Origin of the sequence: Shewanella sp. SM29, from assembly GCF_025654245.1 — a bacterium.
GTDB lineage: Bacteria > Pseudomonadota > Gammaproteobacteria > Enterobacterales > Shewanellaceae > Shewanella > Shewanella oncorhynchi.
Window position 1 is genome coordinate 164,033 of the sequence record NZ_JAKKRN010000007.1, and the last position, 19,760, is coordinate 183,792.

14 protein-coding genes and 2 pseudogenes are annotated in these 19,760 nt (G+C 45.9%); 6 read left to right on the plus strand and 10 right to left on the minus strand.

Translation table 11 applies throughout. From position 1 onward, the window contains the following. Nucleotides 1–145: 145 nt before the first annotated feature. From L5L77_RS07180 to L5L77_RS07195, 4 genes are all read left to right on the plus strand, one after another. Entirely contained in the window at nucleotides 146–1,483 is a 1,338-nt protein-coding gene (locus L5L77_RS07180) for an aspartate aminotransferase family protein (RefSeq protein WP_263222452.1), read from the plus strand. A 69-nt stretch (nucleotides 1,484–1,552) separates the two neighbouring features. Continuing rightward, nucleotides 1,553–3,043, plus strand: coding sequence for a CoA-acylating methylmalonate-semialdehyde dehydrogenase (locus L5L77_RS07185; protein ID WP_263186014.1), 1,491 nt, complete (start codon nucleotides 1,553–1,555; stop codon nucleotides 3,041–3,043). A 30-nt stretch (nucleotides 3,044–3,073) separates the two neighbouring features. Next, the gene (locus tag L5L77_RS07190; protein ID WP_263160879.1) at nucleotides 3,074–3,439 is read left to right on the plus strand and encodes a cupin domain-containing protein; all 366 of its coding nucleotides are present in this window, start codon (nucleotides 3,074–3,076) and stop codon (nucleotides 3,437–3,439) included. Nucleotides 3,440–3,622: 183 nt separating this feature from the next. Further along, nucleotides 3,623–4,345 (plus strand): TorF family putative porin, encoded by a 723-nt coding sequence (locus L5L77_RS07195; RefSeq protein ID WP_263186012.1) that lies wholly within the window; start codon nucleotides 3,623–3,625, stop codon nucleotides 4,343–4,345. 82 nt (nucleotides 4,346–4,427) lie between these two features. Here the strand turns inward: L5L77_RS07195 and nagP are convergent, their stop codons facing one another. The 8 genes from nagP to L5L77_RS07235 all read right to left on the minus strand — a co-directional run bounded on the left by nagP (nucleotide 4,428) and on the right by L5L77_RS07235 (nucleotide 16,189). After that, on the minus strand, nucleotides 4,428–5,726 hold the full coding sequence (nagP, locus tag L5L77_RS07200) for an N-acetylglucosamine MFS transporter NagP (RefSeq protein WP_105252977.1): 1,299 nt from the start codon (nucleotides 5,724–5,726) through the stop codon (nucleotides 4,428–4,430). A 323-nt stretch (nucleotides 5,727–6,049) separates the two neighbouring features. After that, a complete protein-coding gene (gene nagX / locus L5L77_RS07205) occupies nucleotides 6,050–7,204 on the minus strand; it encodes a transmembrane glucosamine N-acetyltransferase NagX (protein WP_263186011.1) in 1,155 nt (384 codons plus the stop codon). A gap of 173 nt (nucleotides 7,205–7,377) precedes the next feature. Beyond that, nucleotides 7,378–8,547, minus strand: a complete 1,170-nt coding sequence (gene nagA / locus L5L77_RS07210; protein ID WP_263186010.1) for an N-acetylglucosamine-6-phosphate deacetylase — start codon at nucleotides 8,545–8,547, stop codon at nucleotides 7,378–7,380. Between the two features lie 133 nt (nucleotides 8,548–8,680). Further along, a complete protein-coding gene (gene nagB-II, locus L5L77_RS07215; RefSeq protein WP_263186009.1) occupies nucleotides 8,681–9,679 on the minus strand; it encodes a glucosamine-6-phosphate deaminase NagB-II in 999 nt (332 codons plus the stop codon). Nucleotides 9,680–9,696: 17 nt separating this feature from the next. Then, on the minus strand, nucleotides 9,697–10,635 hold the full coding sequence (nagK, locus tag L5L77_RS07220; protein WP_263222455.1) for an N-acetylglucosamine kinase: 939 nt from the start codon (nucleotides 10,633–10,635) through the stop codon (nucleotides 9,697–9,699). Nucleotides 10,636–10,858: 223 nt separating this feature from the next. Then, entirely contained in the window at nucleotides 10,859–13,657 is a 2,799-nt protein-coding gene (locus tag L5L77_RS07225) for a family 20 glycosylhydrolase (protein ID WP_263186007.1), read from the minus strand. 28 nt (nucleotides 13,658–13,685) lie between these two features. Then, nucleotides 13,686–15,173: a methyl-accepting chemotaxis protein gene (locus L5L77_RS07230; protein ID WP_263186006.1), complete on the minus strand. Its 1,488-nt coding sequence runs from the start codon at nucleotides 15,171–15,173 to the stop codon at nucleotides 13,686–13,688. Then, the gene (locus L5L77_RS07235; protein WP_263186004.1) at nucleotides 15,173–16,189 is read right to left on the minus strand and encodes a substrate-binding periplasmic protein; all 1,017 of its coding nucleotides are present in this window, start codon (nucleotides 16,187–16,189) and stop codon (nucleotides 15,173–15,175) included. The genes L5L77_RS07230 and L5L77_RS07235 overlap by 1 nt, the downstream gene beginning before the upstream one ends. A 495-nt stretch (nucleotides 16,190–16,684) precedes the next feature. Here L5L77_RS07235 and L5L77_RS07240 point away from each other — a divergent pair, with 495 nt between their 5' ends. Then, entirely contained in the window at nucleotides 16,685–17,602 is a 918-nt protein-coding gene (locus L5L77_RS07240; RefSeq protein WP_263186002.1) for a sulfite exporter TauE/SafE family protein, read from the plus strand. Nucleotides 17,603–17,704: 102 nt separating this feature from the next. Here the strand turns inward: L5L77_RS07240 and L5L77_RS07245 are convergent, their stop codons facing one another. After that, complete coding sequence (locus tag L5L77_RS07245; protein WP_263186001.1) at nucleotides 17,705–18,391, minus strand: SapC family protein; 687 nt, start codon at nucleotides 18,389–18,391, stop codon at nucleotides 17,705–17,707. 249 nt (nucleotides 18,392–18,640) lie between these two features. Then, nucleotides 18,641–19,503, minus strand: a pseudogene (locus L5L77_RS22775) (tryptophan 7-halogenase). Nucleotides 19,504–19,616: 113 nt separating this feature from the next. On the opposite strand from L5L77_RS22775, the pseudogene L5L77_RS07260 reads away from it, so the two are divergent. Then, nucleotides 19,617–19,760: pseudogene (locus tag L5L77_RS07260) on the plus strand (IS4 family transposase); the annotation flags it as partial.

Here is a 19,760-nt window from a genome sequence, read left to right on the forward strand (position 1 = left end):
ATAAAATTCAATATTTTTTACAAAAATAGCTTTTTTGCCACAAATAACTGCACACGGCTCTTCCATGTTCATTATTTCTAACATAGCATAGCAAATATTAGCCGCCCTAAAACAAGACCTGAAAATACAGGACAAGGTAGACACTATGGCCGATTTGCCGCTCAATTCCTCAAGCGTACCCTCACTTGAACATTTCTGGATGCCTTTTACCGCTAACCGCCAATTCAAAGCCAGTCCGCGGTTACTCGCCAAGGCCGAAGGCATGTATTACACGGAGATTGATGGTAATAAAGTGTTAGATGCTACCGCAGGTTTATGGTGTTGTAACGCAGGCCATGGTCGCAAGGAAATCAGCGAAGCGGTCAGCAAACAAATTAAAGAGATGGACTACGCGCCCTCCTTCCAAATGGGTCATCCTATCGCCTTTGAACTTGCCGAGCGTTTAGTCGAGCTAAGTCCAGAAGGATTAAACAAAGTCTTTTTTACTAACTCAGGTTCTGAGTCCGTCGATACTGCGCTTAAGATGGCACTTTGCTATCACAGAGCCAATGGTCAAGCCTCACGCACCCGCTTTATCGGGCGCGAAATGGGTTACCACGGTGTCGGCTTTGGCGGCATCTCTGTGGGTGGATTAAGCAATAACCGCAAAGCATTTAGTGGCCAATTATTGCAAGGCGTCGATCACTTACCTCATACCTTAGATATCCAAAATGCGGCATTTACCCGTGGACTCTCGCACTTTGGCGCTGAAAAAGCCGAAGTATTAGAACAACTAGTGACCCTGCATGGCGCCGAGAATATTGCCGCCGTAATCGTTGAACCTATGTCGGGTTCTGCTGGGGTAATATTACCGCCACAAGGTTACTTAAAACGTCTGCGTGAAATCACTAAAAAGCACGGCATCCTACTGATTTTTGACGAAGTCATTACCGCTTTTGGCCGCGTTGGCGCCGCTTTTGCGAGTCAGCGTTGGGGCGTTATCCCAGATATAATCACCACGGCTAAAGCCATCAATAACGGCGCCATCCCTATGGGCGCAGTGTTTGTGCAAGATTTTATCCACGACACTTGCATGCAAGGTCCCACAGAACTGATTGAGTTTTTCCACGGCTACACCTATTCAGGTCATCCAGTGGCCGCGGCCGCGGCGCTTGCCACCTTATCGATTTATGAGAATGAGCAATTATTCGAACGCAGTTTTGAGCTTGAACGCTACTTTGAAGATGCAGTGCACAGCCTCAAAGGGTTGCCGAATGTGATTGATATCCGCAACACAGGATTAGTGGCGGGGATTCAATTCTCCCCTAACGCTCAAGGCGCGGGTAAACGTGGTTACGGCGTGTTTGAACACTGCTTCCGCCACGGCACTTTAGTTCGAGCAACGGGCGATATCATTGCCATGTCACCGCCACTGATTGTCGATAAACGCGAGATTGACCAAATGGTTAATAGCCTAAGCGATGCCATTAACGCCGTTGGATAATCGCGCTAGCGGTTCGTTCCACTCTCACATTTAACACCCCGCTGTGGCGGGGAACTTCAAAGGTTAACTATGCTCAAGATCACTCATTTTGTTAATGGTCAGCACACCCCTGCCAGTATAAGAACCCAAGATATTTTTGAACCTGCCACGGGTGAGCTACGTGGCCAAGTCTCACTGGCAAGCGAAACCGAAGTCGGCGAAGCCATCGCAATCGCAAAAAATGCCTTTGAAACCTGGTCGCAAGTCACGCCGCTCAACCGTGCTCGAGTGCTTTTTAAATTCAAAGCCTTAGTTGAGCAGCACCTAGATGAAATGGCGCAGCTTATCACCCGCGAGCACGGCAAAGTGATAGACGATGCTAAGGGCGAGTTGATCCGAGGTCTCGAAGTGGTCGAATTTGCCTGTGGTATTCCGCACTTGCTTAAAGGTGAACACACACAGCAAGTGGGTGGCGGTGTCGATTCTTGGTCAGTTAATCAAGCTTTAGGTGTTGTCGCAGGCATAGCCCCCTTTAACTTCCCCGTGATGGTTCCCATGTGGATGTTCCCAATCGCGATTGCCTGCGGTAACACCTTTATTATGAAACCCTCGGAAAAAGACCCAAGCTCGGTGATGCGGATTGCCGAGCTGCTTAAAGAAGCGGGTCTTCCCGATGGCGTGTTTAACGTGATTAACGGCGACAAAGAAGCCGTCGATACCCTACTCACCCATAAAGATGTGCAAGCGGTGAGCTTTGTGGGCTCAACGCCGATTGCCGAATACATCTACAGCACAGCCTCTAAACATGGCAAACGCGTGCAAGCCTTAGGCGGCGCGAAAAACCATATGTTACTCATGCCAGATGCGGATTTAGATCAAGCCGTGAGCGCCTTAATGGGCGCAGCTTATGGCAGTGCTGGCGAGCGTTGTATGGCAATTTCAGTCGTGCTGGCGGTAGGCGATGTGGGCGACGCGTTAGTGGAAAAACTGCTACCGCAAATCCAAACCTTAAAAGTCGGCAACGGCCTAACGCCGGAGATGGAAATGGGCCCGCTGATCTCCAAACAGCACCTTGCCAAGGTCACCCAATATGTTGAAGCCGGTGTGCAAGAAGGCGCAGCGCTGCTGGTCGATGGCCGTAAACTGAGTGTTGAAGAAAATCCACAGGGTTATTTCCTCGGCGCCTGTCTATTCGACCATGTCACGCCTGAAATGAGCATCTACCGCGAAGAAATCTTTGGCCCAGTGCTGGCGATTGTGCGCGTGAAAGATTACCCAACGGCGCTTGAGCTGATTAACCGACACGAATTTGGTAATGGCACGGCGATTTTCACCCAAAGTGGTGAAGCGGCAAGGCATTTCTGTCACCACGTGCAAGTCGGTATGGTTGGAGTGAACGTGCCGATCCCGGTGCCGATGGCGTTCCACAGTTTTGGCGGTTGGAAGCGTTCACTGTTTGGGCCTCTGCATATGCATGGCCCCGATGGCGTGCGTTTTTATACCAAGCGTAAGGCAATTACTGCCCGCTGGCCCGCGGGTAAACAGACTCAAGCCGAGTTTGTGATGCCAACGATGAAATAGCCGAATGTCAGCTCAACAAGGAAATCGCAAATGACTGTGAGTATCAACGCCATTATTCGCTTTGCTACGGCGCAAACACCCGTCGAAACCTACCAGTTACCGACGGAAAAGTTGTTAGCTGGCAATCCAACTCAAGGGCTAGAGAATCATTATTCTAGCCCTTGTGATCAATTTCACAGTGGAATTTGGCAAAGTGAATCAGGCGCTTGGAAAATAAACTACACTGAATACGAGTACTGCGAAATCCTCGAAGGGATGAGTGTTATCACCGATCTTCAAGGTCAATCGCAGACGTTCACTGTGGGTGACAGGTTTATCATACCCGCGGGTTTTCAAGGCACTTGGGAAGTCGTGGAGCCCTGCCGCAAGGTTTACGTCATTTTCGAACAAAAGTGAGATCAACGAGGCTGATGTTAGCCTCAAAAAAGCTAAGTTATCTTAGCAATAACTCGCCATGAGGTCACAGCAACGGGTTTTCCTAGGCTGTTGTTTGGCAAACCAACGGATGCACTGGCGCGATTGAATAACAATGGTCGCCAGTAACACGTCCGAGTCAACAAAGAAAATGGGAGAAATACCGTGCATAACAATCTGAAAAAAAAACGGCTGGTACAGCTTGTCGGACTCGCGCTAACCACGACCCTATTCTCCGGCATTGCCGCCGCCGAAGTGACAGGGGAAATTAGTCTTACTAACGACTATCGTTTTCGCGGCGTATCACAAACCGCTGGCGATCCTGCCCTGCAAGGCGGTATTGATTGGAGCTTCGACTCAGGTTTCTCTGTCGGCGCTTGGGCAAGTAACGTGGATTTTGATGAGCCAGGTTATAACGGCCCAGCGATCGAATACGATTTCTATGTCGCCTATGGTGGTGAGATCAACGAAGATCTGACCTACGACATCACCCTTAACCGTTATAACTACTCAGGCGAGAGTGATATAGGTTATTTCGAAGTGATTACGGGTATAGAATTTAAGGGCTTTCGCCTAGCCTATTGGTTTACCAATGATTACGGTGGTACTGACTTAGATTATCACTATGGAGAGCTAAACTACTCCTACGAATTTGTTGAAAACTGGAGTCTCGATCTGCACTACGGCTATAACGTGGGTGATGCCTTAGATGATGGTGAAGGTTTTGATAGCTACTCTGATTACTCTGTTGGCGTATCGACCGAATTGGCAGGCTTTGGGCTTTCTCTCGCTTGGTTAGGCACAGATCTCAGCGGTGACCAAAAAGTCTCTGACGGTGCATTTAAAAACTCAGATACCGTGCTTGCGAGCGTAAGCTACGCGTTCTAATTTCGCCTTAGCTTGATCCAACTAAGACACAAAAAAGCCCTCATCATCGAGGGCTTCTTTTTAGCTGTTCAAACAGACTTGACTACCAACTACGCATTTTATGGCCTTTCACCGCGTAGAAAAGGATGAACAAGTAGCATGGCAACATCACAATATAACCACCCTGCATGCCCATATCTGTCGCCGAACTCATTAAGCCCCAAGACACTGGACCAAAGGCGCCACCTGCAATCCCCATGATGAGAAGCGCAGAACCTGTACTGGTCAATTTACCCATACCAGACAAAGCTAGCGGCCACACCGCAGGCCAAACAATCGCATTAGCTAAACCAAGAAAAGCAATCATCAACAAAGTATCGGGCAGTGCCACACCGCCAAAAGGCACTAACAAAACATTAGCAATAGCGTAGGAATTATTGTCGCCAAACAAAATACCGCATGTCAGTAACAAACCCAGAATAGCCGACACCATCAAAGCCTTAGGTTGTGAAATAAAACGAGGAATTAACAGGATACCTAAAGAATAACCCAGCACCATACACACCATAGTATAGGAAGTCATAACACCGTATGACTCTATGCCTAAAGACAAAGCAAATGTACCAATGGTATCGCCAGCAATAACCTCTACAGCAACATAAACAAACAGCGCTAACACGCCAAAGGCTAAGTTAGGGTGAGATAATGCCGCTTTAAGTTGCCCTTTATCAGTATTTTCAGCAGCTTCATCTTCATTCAACAACTCTGGCAAAGGTGATTTTTTTACCGCGAGCGCTAAGATACCGATAAAAATGGCCATGCCTAAATAGGGGAATACTAAACCGTCAGCCATTTCTTCAATTTGTACTTGAGTTAGCTCAGTACCAATACGGTCTTTAAAGCTGTCTAAAATCAACGCCGAAAACACCAAAGGCGCAATCACACCCGCACCTTTATTCAAAATACCCATCACACTGACACGGGCGGCCGCAGATTCTTCAGGCCCCAAACGCACCACATAAGGGTTAACCGCAGTTTGTAATAGGGTTTGACCTGCGCCCATCACTAATTGGGCGAAAAGGAATAGGGCAAATATTTGTGTTTCCGCAGCAGGGATAAACAGTAAGCCCGCCAACATCATCACACCCATGCCTATCGCCATACCATTCTTATAGCCGACTTTGCGAATAAGCCAAGCGGATGGCAAGGCAGTAAAGGTCACTGCAATGTAGAAAGAAAACAGGATCAACGACGCTTGAAAGGGATTGAGTTGCAATATTTGTTTCAAATAAGGCATCAAAGAACCATTCAACCAAGTGGCGAATCCGAGGATGAAAAAGAGAGCGGCCACTATGGCCATGGGGAGAAAGCTGCTTTTCTGCTGGCTTTTATCGAGTGTCATTTCCATAAACCTGCTTCTTATAGTAATTAATTATTTAGGTGATAACGGGGTTTAAATTAATGCCTAAGTTCCCGAATATCCGTATCGCGACTCGTCCGCAATGGCTAATGTTATCATCCAAACGCACCATTGTTTCAGTGATGTTAAAACAAATAACACAAAAAGACAACGCTGTCATTTAATAAATTCTCGCGAATATTCCCTCGTAATCGTCAATTGGCCGACAGCTAAGTTGTAAGTAAATGATGACTCACATCCAGAAAATAATGTAAAAAAAGCCGCAGACACTGAGTGTGTGCGGCTCAAGCTATTAAGCGAACAGATTAAATTCTGACAAAAATATTGCGGCGATACATCCAATATAACACCAGCCACTGCACCGCAAGTAAGCAGATAACCGCAGCTAACGCTTGAGCGCTTTCAGGCAAAGCCATCACTAAGCCGCCAAACACGCTTTGGGCGATATATTTCCAATCCACTAAACTCGACGCTAGGTAAATAATGATGGCATTGGTGCCAATCACCACAAAGAAAAATGCGGTTTTTTGCCACTTAAGCACATCGACTAATGCATAGAATGCCGCCAGCAGGATCATGCTCCAGCCCGACGTCACCAGCACAAATGAACTGGTCCACAGCTCTTTATTGACCGGAATAATAAGATCCAACAGCCAACCTAAGGCTAAGCAAGCACCACCCGCTACGGCGAGTAATCCCACTTTGACCCACTCACCTTTAGGATGGGATTTAACAATAAAGTGGCCGACAAACACACCCGCTAACGCATTGACTATGGCGGGGATGGTCGACAATAAACCTTCAGGATCGGGCGTGCGCCCCTGATAGCTTATGCCGGGTAGTAAAACTGAATCGACATAGGCATTGATGGATTGCGTTGGCGAGAGCACGCCCGCCTGTCCACCGGGGAAAGGCAACCAAAGTTGCATTGCGCCATAACCGAGTAAAATGCCCAAGGCGACAATAACTTGCGTTCGTAGACTCGTATGCCACACCAGTAATGCGGCAAAGAACCATGCAAAGGCGATTCGGCCTAACACACTGGCATAGCGAATTTTTTCAGGATCGGCAGGCGCGCCCGTACCCCAACCGTGATTGTATAAAATGCCAAGTAGCAGCAATAAAAAGAGTCGTTTAATCCCATGCCGATACACAGGTAATCGATCCTTCATCAGTAATTTATCTAAACGTTTGGGAGATAAACCTAAGGCCACACCAGAGAGGAAAATAAACAGCGGAAAAATCAAATCGTAGAAATGAAAACCATGCCATTGGCTATGGTGCATTTGTTCATCGCCCCATTGCCAACCTGCCCAGCCCGTTAAAATAAGCAAGCCACCAAACAGGGCCTCACCGCCCAAAATCCAAAACATATCGAAGCCGCGCAGTGCATCCAGAGACATCAACCTAGGTTTATTCACCTTTACTGGCACAATCGCGTTTGTCTGTGTAGTCCCCATGCCATCATCCTTTATTATTGTTATTAAAAGCTTTTATAAAAGTTGAGCAAAACTAATACGGTACAAAACTAATACTGAATAAAATGAGTGCTGTACAATAAAAAAACTTAGCCCCTGTCATCAAAATACGACAAGGGCCAATTGTTAAAAATCACCTAAACTGCAAAAGCAATTTAAGGGTGTACCCCTATTGCCTGGCCCGCATAAATCGGCCCTGAATAGACGGCCCGTCCCGCAATGTAATTTGCCTGCACTTTGTTATGCGCATCGAGCAAAACAAAATCAGCCCTATGTCCCAGTGCTAAACGGCCAGCTTTATTGTCAATCCCGAGGAACTGTGCGGGATATAACGCCGCCATTCTCAAGGCTTCCGCCAAAGGTACACCCAACAAGTTCACAGTATTATTGACCGCAGTTGCCATATCGAGCACACAGCCCGCCAGCTCACCTGTCACGGCATTTAATCTGTCGCCGACTCTCAGCACTTGCGTACCGAAGAGCTCGAAGCTAGTCTCACCGTCCATACCCACAGGCGGCATAGCATCGGTGACTAACATCATTTTGCCCCTCGGTTTTGCCCGTAATGCGACCTTTGCCGCAGCGGGATGCACATGGTGACCATCGACAATCAAACCACACCAAGCGGTTTCACTCTCAATCGCCGCGCCAACCATGCCCGGCTCGCGGGAACCTAGAGGAGACATCGCATTATAAAGATGAGTAAAGCCCGTCGCGCCTGCCGCTAATGCCGCAACCACAGTATCGTAGTCGGCATTAGAATGACCCAAACACACCTTAACTCCCGAGGCGACAAGCGTGCGGATCACCTCTGGTGACACATTCTCAGGCGCAAGCGTGACCACTTTAATCCCCAGATCTTGACGACAAAATACGGCGAGTTCAGCCTCTGTGATTTCGCGAATAAAGCCCTGTGGATGCACACCTTTTTTAGGTACAGATAAATGTGGCCCTTCAAAATGCACCCCTAAAACGCCAGCGCTACCTTTGACTAAAGCCTCAGCCACGGCATCGGCCGCATTGGCCATCACGCTGACATCATCGGTGATAAGTGTGGGTAAAAATCCTGTCGTGCCAAAACGCGCATGGGCACGGCCGATAGTCTCAATACAATCAACACTCGGATTGGCATTGAATAACGCCCCACCGCCGCCGTTCACTTGTACATCGATAAAACCAGGCACCAGCGTTCCGGCTTGGCGAATTTCCTTCGCGCCAAGAACCGTATCAAACGCCAGAATGTGCCCGTCTTCAACAGTCACAGGCACATCTTGATGGAAATATTCACCATCAAAAATATGCTCAGCGATCAAGGTGATTTTCATCGCAAACCTCTTTCAATAAATAACGCGGTTAGCTTAAGGCTTAAATTAGGTTAACCGCGTGGGCTTAGCTGCAGATGCTTAATCGTGCAGCCTACCTAAACCTCTTACACTTTGCCGCTTAAAGCTAGGCAGCTTAAAGCGTTTGGGTCACTTTTTTAAGGCCAGCCGGTTGATCAGGATCGATACCGCGGGCAATCGCAACCGCAGCCACATCAATATAAAAACGCTGTAACAAGGCTAACGGCGCCACACGAGGGTGAATGTCGGTCGAAGTTTGATTCAGATGCACTAAATCGGCGCCGCGTTGGCTCACGTTTTCAATTTGTTCAATATGGCTAGCGTAAGATTCATCGCCAATACACACATCGACGATAGTGAGTTTTTTCTCGACTAAGGTCACAGGACCGTGGAGGAACTCGGCGCTACTGAACGCTTCGGCATGGATTGAACACACTTCTTTTAACTTAAGCGCAATTTCCTTGGATACTGCATAACCTAAACCACGGCCGAGTACGACTAAGTTTTTCACGTCGGCAACCGATTCTGGCGTGAGCTGTGGCTCAGCGTCCACCGCCATTTGCAGCGCTTGGGGTAAAGACGCTACGGCGCGAGCAAGCGATTCGCTCTGGGTCCAAGCGGCGGCAAGTTGTAAAATCGCCGACAGCGTCGCGAGGTAACTCTTAGTCGCAGCAACGGCTTTTTCTTCACCGGCACGTAAAGGTACAACGACATCGACGATATCTTTAATCGGTGCGGTTTCATCATTGACTAAGGCAACACAAAAAGCGCCAGCATTTTTTGCCATACGCGCCTGCGCCAAAATATCAGGGCTACGGCCAGATTGTGAAATCACAATCACTAATGCGCCTTCGAGTTTCAAGGTCTTACCATACACACTCGCCACTGAAGGGGCGGCGGCAAACGTCGGTACGCCCGCTTCGATTTCAAATAAGTACTTAGCGAACACACCCGCATGATCCGATGAACCACGACCAACGATCATTACAAAACGAGGGGCGAAGGCGCGCAGTTTCTCACCTAACTGCTGCATGATTTCAGCGTTAGCTTCTAACTGGCCAGCGATTTTTTGCGGTGCGGTGCGAGCTTCTTGCTCCATAATAGTGTTTGTCATGTCTTTTACCTTCACGTTCAAATACAGGATTTGGCTTCAGTGCCTATGTGCACTGACAACGACTTATTAAATTCTTGCTGGGCGAAATACATAGCACCGAGTTCGGGTGGTGCTAAGGTTTCTGAAATCTTAGCGACCACATCGGCACCGAGCCAGGCTTGTAAAGGCTCTGCAAGGCCACCGATCATCGAAAAGCGCACCGGATTTAGGCTAAATAGCTTACGCGCCATGTCGCTAATATAATCTGCGCCTTCTTGCACTATGGCAGTCGCGACTGCGTCACCTTCATTATTGGCGCAATCGAGCACACTTCTGGCTAATGCGGCGTAGCAACCTGATGATTTACCGGCTAGATTTTCGACAATGCCGAGCGCATCGGTGACGTTAAAGTAGCTCAACAGCATGTCAGTTAATCGCGTCGGTACGGCAAAGCCATCGAGTGCTAACAACACGTGTTCGGCAGCTTTTAATCCAAGCCAAGCACCGCTGCCCTTATCGCCCAAGGCAAAACCATAACCACCAATACTCAAGCTGGTATCGCCAACATGGGCATAACCGCAAGAGCCAGTACCCGTGATGATCACAGCGCCATCGGCACCACGGTGGGCACCAATACAAGCCGTATGCAAATCGGTAGTGACATACATGGCCGCAAAAGGATGCTGCCAGTTGATAACGTCTCGATATAACCTAGGGACATTTACGCCAGCAAGACCAAGACCCGCCACCAGCAAGTGACTATCGCTCTCGTTCATGCCAGCATCCAGCAACGCCAGGCGAGTCGATGCTTCAATGGATTCAAATGTTTGTGTGAGACCATGCAGTGGATTTGCGCGTCCAGCAACACCTGTCCCTAAAACGGTACCGTCTGCGCAGTAGATGGTGGCTCGGCATTTACTGCCACCTCCATCTACACCTATAAACAGTGGTTGATCTTTTGTCTGGACTAACCCCATGACACCCCTCTTCATCTATCAATGCAGCGCTACCGTTGCTTATTATTTGCCGTTAATACAGCGCTCAACTTTAGTTAACTCAATGTTACAGTAAAAATGACAGCGTTGTCATTTACTTTTTTAAGTGATTTATGATCTAAAATCAAATTTAGGAAATCACTGACACAGAAAAACAAAAAGGCTGTATTTTATCTTTAAAATACAGCCAGATATAAAAATTTATTTAGTTAACGATTAAACTTCGGCCTTTACGAATACCATCGGCCGCAATGGCGCGGATCTCAATCGGTGCAGTGACCGCCAATCCCGCTTGATAAACTTGCCATTGGCCATTTAGACTTCGGTATTCAAGTTTGAGCCCGGGATAGGCAATATTAGCAAACAGTTTACCGTCACGGATCTCGGCGCCGACCGTCGGTACGCGATAATCAATCCCCGCTTTATCTAGCTTGATAAACTCTTTGTGGCCCAAGGTATTCGCAAGTTGTTGCCACTCCTTTGCCTGTGCATCACGCATGGCTAAGGTAAAAGCCCCAGAGCTTTGGTTATACACAGCGCCTTGATACTGATAAGGCACTTCCCACACGGCTTGATGCCAAGCACGCTCGGCCAGCATCAACAAACGCGGAAACACCATGTATTCAATCGTATCGTCACTGCGAATCGACTCACTCCAAACCTGCCCTTGCAAGCCAGTAAAGGGTTTGCCTTTCTCCCTTGGACCCGAGACTTTGTTACCCGCCTCATCAAATTTTATTCTGTCATCCGCTTCGAATGGCTGATTTTCAATATCGGTCCATTGCTCGGCGTTAGCGGCTAAATTATCAGGCATAAAGCTAAAGACTTTATGGCTATTGGTCGCGCGGCTCGCCCAGTAATAACCATGCTCTTTAGGATCGGCCTCATAGGGGAAGTCAAAGTACAACACCTCAGGATTAGAGAGCACCGTTTCCCAGCCGAGATTCGCCTGCAGATTGGCGCGCGAATGACCTTTGTGGGCAATCACATCCCAAATATTAGACTGCACCTTAGCAGGCATATTTTCAGAGCGAACATGGCTCATGCCATCGCTCCATCCTGCTGCTTCAATACCTTTTGCCGCTAACATAGTCGAAATTCGTTCAATAAAATAAGCGCCTAAGTCATCTATCGACTTAACGCCTTTATCGTTATTGGCGACAAATGCTAAACACTGCGGAGATTGTTTCCAAGCTCCCGCCGTTTCATCGGCACCAATATGGTAACGCGTCAATGGTTGACCCGCGGCTTGGTGTAACTTGGCAATTTCATCAATCACTTTATCGACAAAGTGATAAGTCGACTCCATACACACGTTAAGCGTATTGTCGTCGTAATATTGCACTGAAGAATAAACCGTTTTGTCGTTTGCATCGGATAACAAATATTGCTCAGCTGCAGTGGTTTTCCCTTCAGCTTGCAATTGACGAGCGCCCGCATCTAACGCTTTTACCGCTGTACTAGCTTGATTTGCCGTTTCCTGCACAGGGACAACCTGCACTTTGCCCGTATTTTTAAGCTCTACGTCTTCAGCCTGTAATCGACGAAAACGCGCATCCATCGCTTTAATCGCGGCGCGGCTGTGACCCGGCATATCCATCGATGGGATCACTTGAATTTGACGCGCCTCGGCATATTTCACTATGTCGATATAGTCTTGTTTAGTATAGAAACCATTAACGCTCGACTCCGCAAAAGGACCACTGCCCAGTTGCGGTAACAGACAGGTATTTTCAGCAAGATCATGGCAACGTTTACTACCGATGTCGGTCAGCTCAGGTAGCCCGTCGATTTCGAGTCGCCAACCTTCATCATCAGCCATGTGTAAATGCAGTTTATTGAGCTTATAAGCCGCCATTTGGTCGAGCAAATCCAGCAACAATTGTTTGCTGTGGAAATTACGAGCCACATCAATGTGCATGCCACGGAACGGATAGCGTGGGCTGTCTTCGATGGTCATGGCATTCATTTTCAGCGAATTCACATCCACAAGGCTTGCTAATGATGACAAACCGTAAGAGAAGCCCGCCGCATCATTGGCAGCGATCACAATTTCAGTTGGCTGAATATCTAAGCGATAACTGCCCTCATCCCCTTTTTGGCTGGCAAATTTCACCGTAATGCCACTCGCAGATTCAGCCACACCCAGGCGAGCTAAACGTACCACCGCCGCCGCAACTTGACTCTTTTGCTCTGGGTTATCTTGCTGATATTCGAGCTTAATACCACCAGCAAGGGATACTGGTGTATCGGTTGAATAGATCTTCACCTTTTGTGGCGTTGGGATGATGGTATCCACAGCCAAGGCAGCATCTTCACTCACGCTTTGATTAGCTTTAAATAATTGCGCGGCATCGGCTGGCGCGAGTTTATCCGTTTCAGTGCGTTGATATTGGGTTTTAAAATTCGTAAACCCTTCAACATACGGACGCGTCTCTAAACCCGTTTCGGCATCTTTACCCACTTGAGTGCTGGCGATAATGACGGGTTCTAATCCTTTTGCTGCGAGGTAATAGTTTGGCATAGCGTCGGTTTCAGCCAATTGCCACGGCTCACCACGGAATGTCAGTTGCTTTTTCTCGCCCTTAACAAATCCCTTAAAAGCGGCCGTTGGCGTAATACGATGTAAATCGCCTTTAACGTGCGTTATCGTCAATTCACCGCTTTCAACCGATTGCACTGGGCGCATTTGGCTTAAATAAATTTCCCAATCTTGGCTGGCTAAATCCATACCGGGCACGAAATCAATTTGAGCGACAAAACAGCGACCATCGGCTTTATCTTTTAGGCACTTATCGTCTGGCACATTGGTCACAACACGGTAAGTTACGACTAACGAATCCCCGAGTTGTTGTAACTGCGCTTGAGTTAATGCGTCCTGAGCTTGCTGTGTTTGAGCCACAGCCTTATCGGCTGACGCTGCGGAAGGCGTCACAGGCGCCTCGGAACAGGCCGTTAATCCTAAAGCCAGTAAAATGGCGCTTGCTGAGAGTGTTTTTTTCATGATTATCCTTATCTAGCTCCAGAAATGGCTACAATCTGAAGGAAGTTACTAACGTCCGCAGTCTTTCCCCTTGGTGAAACAGTCGCTCGCTCGAGTGCGCTAAGTGCTCGCTATCGAGTGAGGCTGAACCTGAGACATTGGCAAGATCATTTAACGTACGAGAAATTGCTTCGGTGACGCAGGTTTGCTCCTGTGCCGCATGGGAAACTTCGATGTTCATATTACTGATATTTGAGACTAAATCAGTCACTTTAGTGAGTACTAACTTAATTTCTTCTGAGCGGTTAACGCCCTGAGTTGAGAGGGCTTGGCTCGCTTTCATCACAGTGACCGTTTCGGCCACGCGGCTCTGGACCTGCTGGATCATTTTCTGGATCTCACCAGTTGCCTGTTGGGTTCGGCTCGCCAGCGTACGCACTTCGTCGGCAACCACAGCAAAACCGCGCCCTTGTTCACCCGCCCTCGCCGCTTCAATCGCAGCATTAAGCGCCAGTAAGTTGGTCTGTTCAGCAATACTGTTGATGACTACAACGACTTCATCAATCTTTTGCGTTTCTTGCTGTAACTGTGAAACGAACAATGCCGAGCGAGCTAATTCAGATGCCAGTTTACGAGTAATGTCTAATCCCGAATCGAACTGACGCTGACTGTCATCGACCGCTTTATCGGCCTGACTCGCCGCGTCCGCGGTGCGTTTCGCATTAATGGCGACTTCATTGGCACTGGCACTTAGCTGAGTTACAGCCGTCACTGCCGCCTCGGTTTCTTTTAATTGGGTTTGCACACGATCATTGTTGGTTTGCGACAATGAACCAAGCGCTTTGGCATCGCCCAGTAATTGCCCTGAGGTTTCGTGCACTCTGGAAATCGTGCAGTGAATTTGCTCAACAAAACCATTAAATGCCTTGGCAAGCTGACCAATCTCATCCTGACTCTCAACGGGTAATCTGTGGCATAAATCGCCGTCACCGCTGGCAATTTCTTCCATAGCACGGACCACATTCCCAAGTGGATTAATCACTAAACGTTTAAGAATAATGAAGATAACAAATAAACTGCCACCGAGAATTAACAACGCCTGCAAGAAATAACCTAAGAGTAAATCTGACAACTGAGCGCGAATAGGCAACATAGAAAACTGAATGACCAATTGGCCCGTTGGGTTACCTTGCTCAGCAAATTGAATTTCACGTTTCACTAGATACTCATCGGCCACTGTTTGAGCCTGTTGACTCTCGGCTAACACTTTACCGCGATGGTCACTCACGACAATATGATAAATCTGCGCAGATTTAAGCATCACAGATAGCACTGCACGGATCTGCTCATAATCGTAGGTGAAGATGGGCTGCGCCATGGTCACTTGTAAATTGGCGACGGTATTTTCTTCAAACTCAGTTTCACTGGCAGCCAATTTATCGCTCGCCAACCAGTAAGATGCACCGAACAGAACGCTAACAATCATAAAAATTGCTGCCGCTAATCCAATCTGTACTTTTAAGGCTAATGTTTTCATTATTTTGCACCTTGCATACTAAAAAGATCTAACCATAATTCTGTGCGTTCTATTGGTGTTAATGGACTTAAATCAGGTGTATCAAGACGGATAATCACCCGTTGTTCAAACTGAGCCTCACGGTACAGCTGCTCAATTTTAAGCTCGCGATTGAACATCTCATCAAAAGATCCGTCCCTTACCATACTTTCAAGCCCGGCTGAAATGGCCGCAGCAAGTTCAGGGCGCTTAGGGGAAACAAAGAAATAAGCTGGCGAACGATATTGCAGCAGGATATGGCTATCGACCTTAAGTGCAGGATCGGGGTGATTTGCGAGTTCTTCGCCAATTTCCTGGGCGCCGAGGGCAAGATAATCGAAACGCCCGCCTTCTAACATGGAGTATAAATTGGTGTACTGATAGCTAGTGACGACGGGTAATCCATTGGCTTCTAAAATCGTGGCATCGGGCCAATAACGATTTTGCCCCGCCTTTAACTGCCTAAAATCCGCCATGGTTTTCACATTAGCAAATCGTGCCTCATCCGATTTACGGATAATCAGCAGCCGATTACCGAGTAACCCTTTAAACAATGGAATGCGCACGGGAAGCACAGTTTCTTCCAATTCTTTTGAGGTCATGCTCCAAAACACGTCTACTGTCCCAGCGAGTGCTTCTTCGACCTTGCGCTTTTGATTCATTTGAGTCGACATTTCTTGCACTTGATAACCCGAATCCGAGCGCCGCAGTGCTTCTTCAAGTAACTTTAGCAACCATTCCTGCTGTATCGCGGTGGTGATTTTTTTTGAAACCTGTGCAGACGATTTAGACACATCAGAATTTGAAGCTAAATGGTTTATAGCTGTGTCAGTAGCAAATACAGCAAAAGAGGAAAATGCTGAAAAAAACGCTAATGCCATTATAAACAGGGGTATGCCAACCGTTCTTCTTGTCATGATGAGTGCGGTGATATGGGCAATGACACTCGTCATGCCAATTGCAATGACACGCATCACAGCCGTTAAATGAATCGCCATAAATTGCAGCCTCTTTTATTATCTGGTTTATACCAGTGAGTTTTATTTATCTATGCCGCTAACGTTCAAGTGCTGAGGTAGGCAGTTGAGTAATACCGTAAAAACATCCTAAAAAAATGGCTGGGCACTGCTTACAGTACCCAGCCCACGCTAGTTTCTGGGGAGAGACTATCAAAATATCAAAGACAAACGTATCGCCGCCCGACAGCAATACTCCTGCCAAACACATGATAAGGAGACCTCATCCTCTCATGCAGACCTTACAAACAACGCGTCACACAAGCAGATGACAGCGTTGTCATTATTAAAGTACACAAGAAAGAACAGGATTTCTACATTTTTTTGACAATTATTGTTATTTTTTATGAATAGACATAATTAATGCAAATTATTCAAATACTTAAAATGTTTATTTTATTTATTCAAGCTTATGTGACAACGCTGTCTTTCATTGATAACATAGCGATAACATGACAAAGATCACGGTAGCTATTGATGAATCCCATTAACACACTTGTGCCCAATAATACCCAGCCTGCTCCGCGCTTAAATCGGTATTACCTAAACCTCAGTTTGGTATTACTACTCTGTGGAGCTTGGTTATTTTGGGCTAACCATTTTCATTCGCTATTTGATCTTATCCAAGAATATGGACGCTTCGTTTTTCTAGGAATCACAGGAGCGATATTTGCTAACTCGACAGGAGCTGGCGGTGGAGTAATCTTTATTCCGGTATTTTCGAGCCTCAACTTTAGTGAGTCTCAAAGTGTCTCGACTTCATTTATGATCCAATGCTTTGGCATGACAGCAGGCGCGATTTCATGGTCACTGCATTATAAAAAGCACCACCGAGAAGATGATGCATGGTCTGGTTTTGTAAAAGCATCATTACTTGCAGCCTTCTTTTCTGTCTTAGGTTTCTGGAGTAGCCAATTACTACAACTCAATTCGCCCTCTTCGCTACACACCAGCTTTAGCATTTTCTCGATTGTACTCGGTATCGCCATCGTTATTAGTAGCAAAAGTAGCACACAAATCACTCGCTCTATAATGCCGGTCGATTTTCTTTGGCTCGCTCTCATTGGCTATTTCGGCGGTATTATCACAGCTTGGTTATCGGTAGGCGTCGGTGAATTAGTCGTCATTTATCTCATGATAAGGGGACTATGCGCCAAAATGTCGGTCGCCACTGGCGTTGTTGTTTCTGCGATTACAGTCTGGTCGGCAAGCCCTATCCATATTTTTTCAACAAATAGCCATGCCCTCTTTGAGTTAGTGTTATTCGCAGGCCCTGGCGCCATTATCGGAGGATTACTCGCTCGTAAATTAGCACTCTTTCTCCCAGTAAAAGTATTAAAACTCTTTTTCTCCATTTGGATCATTTTGACGGGTAGCGTCATGTTGGCGAGTTAGAAATTTATAAGTGATTCATATTCATTACTTAAATTTAAAGCTAGCATAAATAAATCGTATAATTTGATGCCACCAATACAGCATGACACCATTCTTTAAATGTTATTTATCCATAACTAAATCAATTAAACTAAGAGAACAAAGGTGTGCATAAATCACAGAATAAAATCCACGTTTTGCAAAATCCAGCATAACGCTTTCGTCTAGTTCATGAATTTTTTGTTCATCAACGGTATAAATACCATTAATGTTGGTCTTAGTACAGTCCAGAGCATTTACTGTTAATGTTCTAGGCTGTAATAGCTCATGCTGTATTAAAGTCTTAATAAAATGTTTTGTCATTTCCTGATAGTCAGCCTGAAGACTGGCCAACTCTAGCTGCGTATTGAGATAAGCAGTATTATCGCCATCAGCTGTAAACAAAGAATTTTCACCGCTTTCACACACAGACGAGTTATTTAGATCAATTCCAATAATGATTTTATTATCAATATAACTCGCACCAAAAGGATACAATTGAACTTGAATAGGTAAATAACGAGCAATCCATCTACCATTTATCATCAATTTGTTCGAATTTTCTTTTAAAGATGTAACTGCTACAGGTAAGAATTCACCTGTTTGAGAATTTTTGGTAAATATAATAGGAAAGCTCGTCGCTGCTGACATGAACTCTTGAACCTGAAGAGGCAACATGTGCATGTTTTCAAAAAATTTATAGTCAACAATATTTTTCACTTTTAAGTGTCTATGAATAGAATCATTCAAAGGGACATAATGTGTTGTCATCTTTATTTTCCTTGTTAATATTTTTCTATATAACTCGTACAATTCTATATAGATTGCAATCCGTAGAGACGGATTTTATCAAGTAGTTCTCTATGATCTGGCAACTCACTTATCATTTTACTTTTTAACAACGTCATCTTAGCCAGATGTTGAACAACGCGTTGATCAACTTCTGCATTGCTATAAGTTGGTCGAGTAGAATATTTCATACCGTAAAGCACATATAAATAATTTTCTCTGTTGAACACTTCAAACTTTGAAGGAAAATCCTCTGCGATTGGAATAAAATTCTTGCCACATTTTAAGACGTTGTTTTAAGCCTTCAGGAATAGTTTCATCGGTGCGATTATCACGCCAGAAAGCAGAGTCTGACCTGTCGGATAAACAATAATGTAACTTAGCAAATTCAACGACTCTCTCCCACGCTTGAGAAACTGTTTCATTAAAGCGCTTAGCAAGATAATCAATATCATCTTTATCGGAAGGAAATCGCTCCGCAAGAAAGCGTGCAGAAAAGTCCGTCAATAGAATAGATGTCGCTTCAATCGGTTCTAAAAATCCCTGTGCTAAGCCTAATGCAACACAATTTTTACCCAAAACTGCTGACGATAACCAACCTTCATAGCAATTTTTCTATGTGAAAGATCGGCAAGTTGACCACCTAAGTACTGATCAAATGCATCTTCAGCTTCAGCATTACTCATATAATCAGTCGAGTAGACAAAACCAGTTCCACGTCTTTGCGTGAGGGCAATATCCCAAATCCACCCTGCCTGATGAGCCGTTGCAATCGTAAATGGCGGAATTTGATCTAAAGCCTGTGTGGGCACTTGAGCAACTAATGCTGTATTAATGAAGAGTTGGTGTGATTTATCAATAAATGGTACATCAAATCTTTTTGCTAACAAAATAGATTCAAAACCACTGCAATCAATATAGAAATCAAAAAATAACTCCCCTTTATCTGTCAACAATGAACAAATAGAACCATCTTTCTCTAAAGAAATATCATTTACCGTTGCATAAATATGTTCAACATTAAATCGTTCAATGGCATTTTTAGCTAATAACTTAGCAAACTTTGCGGCATTAAGATGGTAAGCATAACCCATAACGCCACCATCTAGCGAATCCCCACATAAATTCGATGGGATTCAAATAAGTAGACACGCATGATGCTGTTTGATCTAATCAATTTCGCCAAAAACCTACTAGATCCAACATCATGCGTGATATCGACATATTACACGATTTACTCAAAAAACAATGCCCTCAAATACACCAAAAACGCCTTAATTCTCTGATGGTTGCTACTGAGTCTTTACTCGATGGCAATCAACTCTCGTTAACCCAGTTAGGACGGAACATA

Excerpts from the sequence above, each read along its gene's own strand:
- L5L77_RS07180 (WP_263222452.1), top strand. The coding sequence starts at position 146 with ATGGCCGATTTGCCGCTCAATTCCTCAAGCGTACCCTCACTTGAACAT.
- L5L77_RS07185 (WP_263186014.1), top strand. The coding sequence starts at position 1,553 with ATGCTCAAGATCACTCATTTTGTTAATGGTCAGCACACCCCTGCCAGT.
- L5L77_RS07190 (WP_263160879.1), top strand. The coding sequence starts at position 3,074 with ATGACTGTGAGTATCAACGCCATTATTCGCTTTGCTACGGCGCAAACA.
- nagP (WP_105252977.1), bottom strand. The coding sequence starts at position 5,726 with ATGACACTCGATAAAAGCCAGCAGAAAAGCAGCTTTCTCCCCATGGCC.
- nagX (WP_263186011.1), bottom strand. The coding sequence starts at position 7,204 with ATGGGGACTACACAGACAAACGCGATTGTGCCAGTAAAGGTGAATAAA.
- nagA (WP_263186010.1), bottom strand. The coding sequence starts at position 8,547 with ATGAAAATCACCTTGATCGCTGAGCATATTTTTGATGGTGAATATTTC.
- nagB-II (WP_263186009.1), bottom strand. The coding sequence starts at position 9,679 with ATGACAAACACTATTATGGAGCAAGAAGCTCGCACCGCACCGCAAAAA.
- nagK (WP_263222455.1), bottom strand. The coding sequence starts at position 10,635 with ATGGGGTTAGTCCAGACAAAAGATCAACCACTGTTTATAGGTGTAGAT.
- L5L77_RS07225 (WP_263186007.1), bottom strand. The coding sequence starts at position 13,657 with ATGAAAAAAACACTCTCAGCAAGCGCCATTTTACTGGCTTTAGGATTA.
- L5L77_RS07230 (WP_263186006.1), bottom strand. The coding sequence starts at position 15,173 with ATGAAAACATTAGCCTTAAAAGTACAGATTGGATTAGCGGCAGCAATT.
- L5L77_RS07235 (WP_263186004.1), bottom strand. The coding sequence starts at position 16,189 with ATGGCGATTCATTTAACGGCTGTGATGCGTGTCATTGCAATTGGCATG.
- L5L77_RS07240 (WP_263186002.1), top strand. The coding sequence starts at position 16,685 with ATGAATCCCATTAACACACTTGTGCCCAATAATACCCAGCCTGCTCCG.
- L5L77_RS07245 (WP_263186001.1), bottom strand. The coding sequence starts at position 18,391 with ATGACAACACATTATGTCCCTTTGAATGATTCTATTCATAGACACTTA.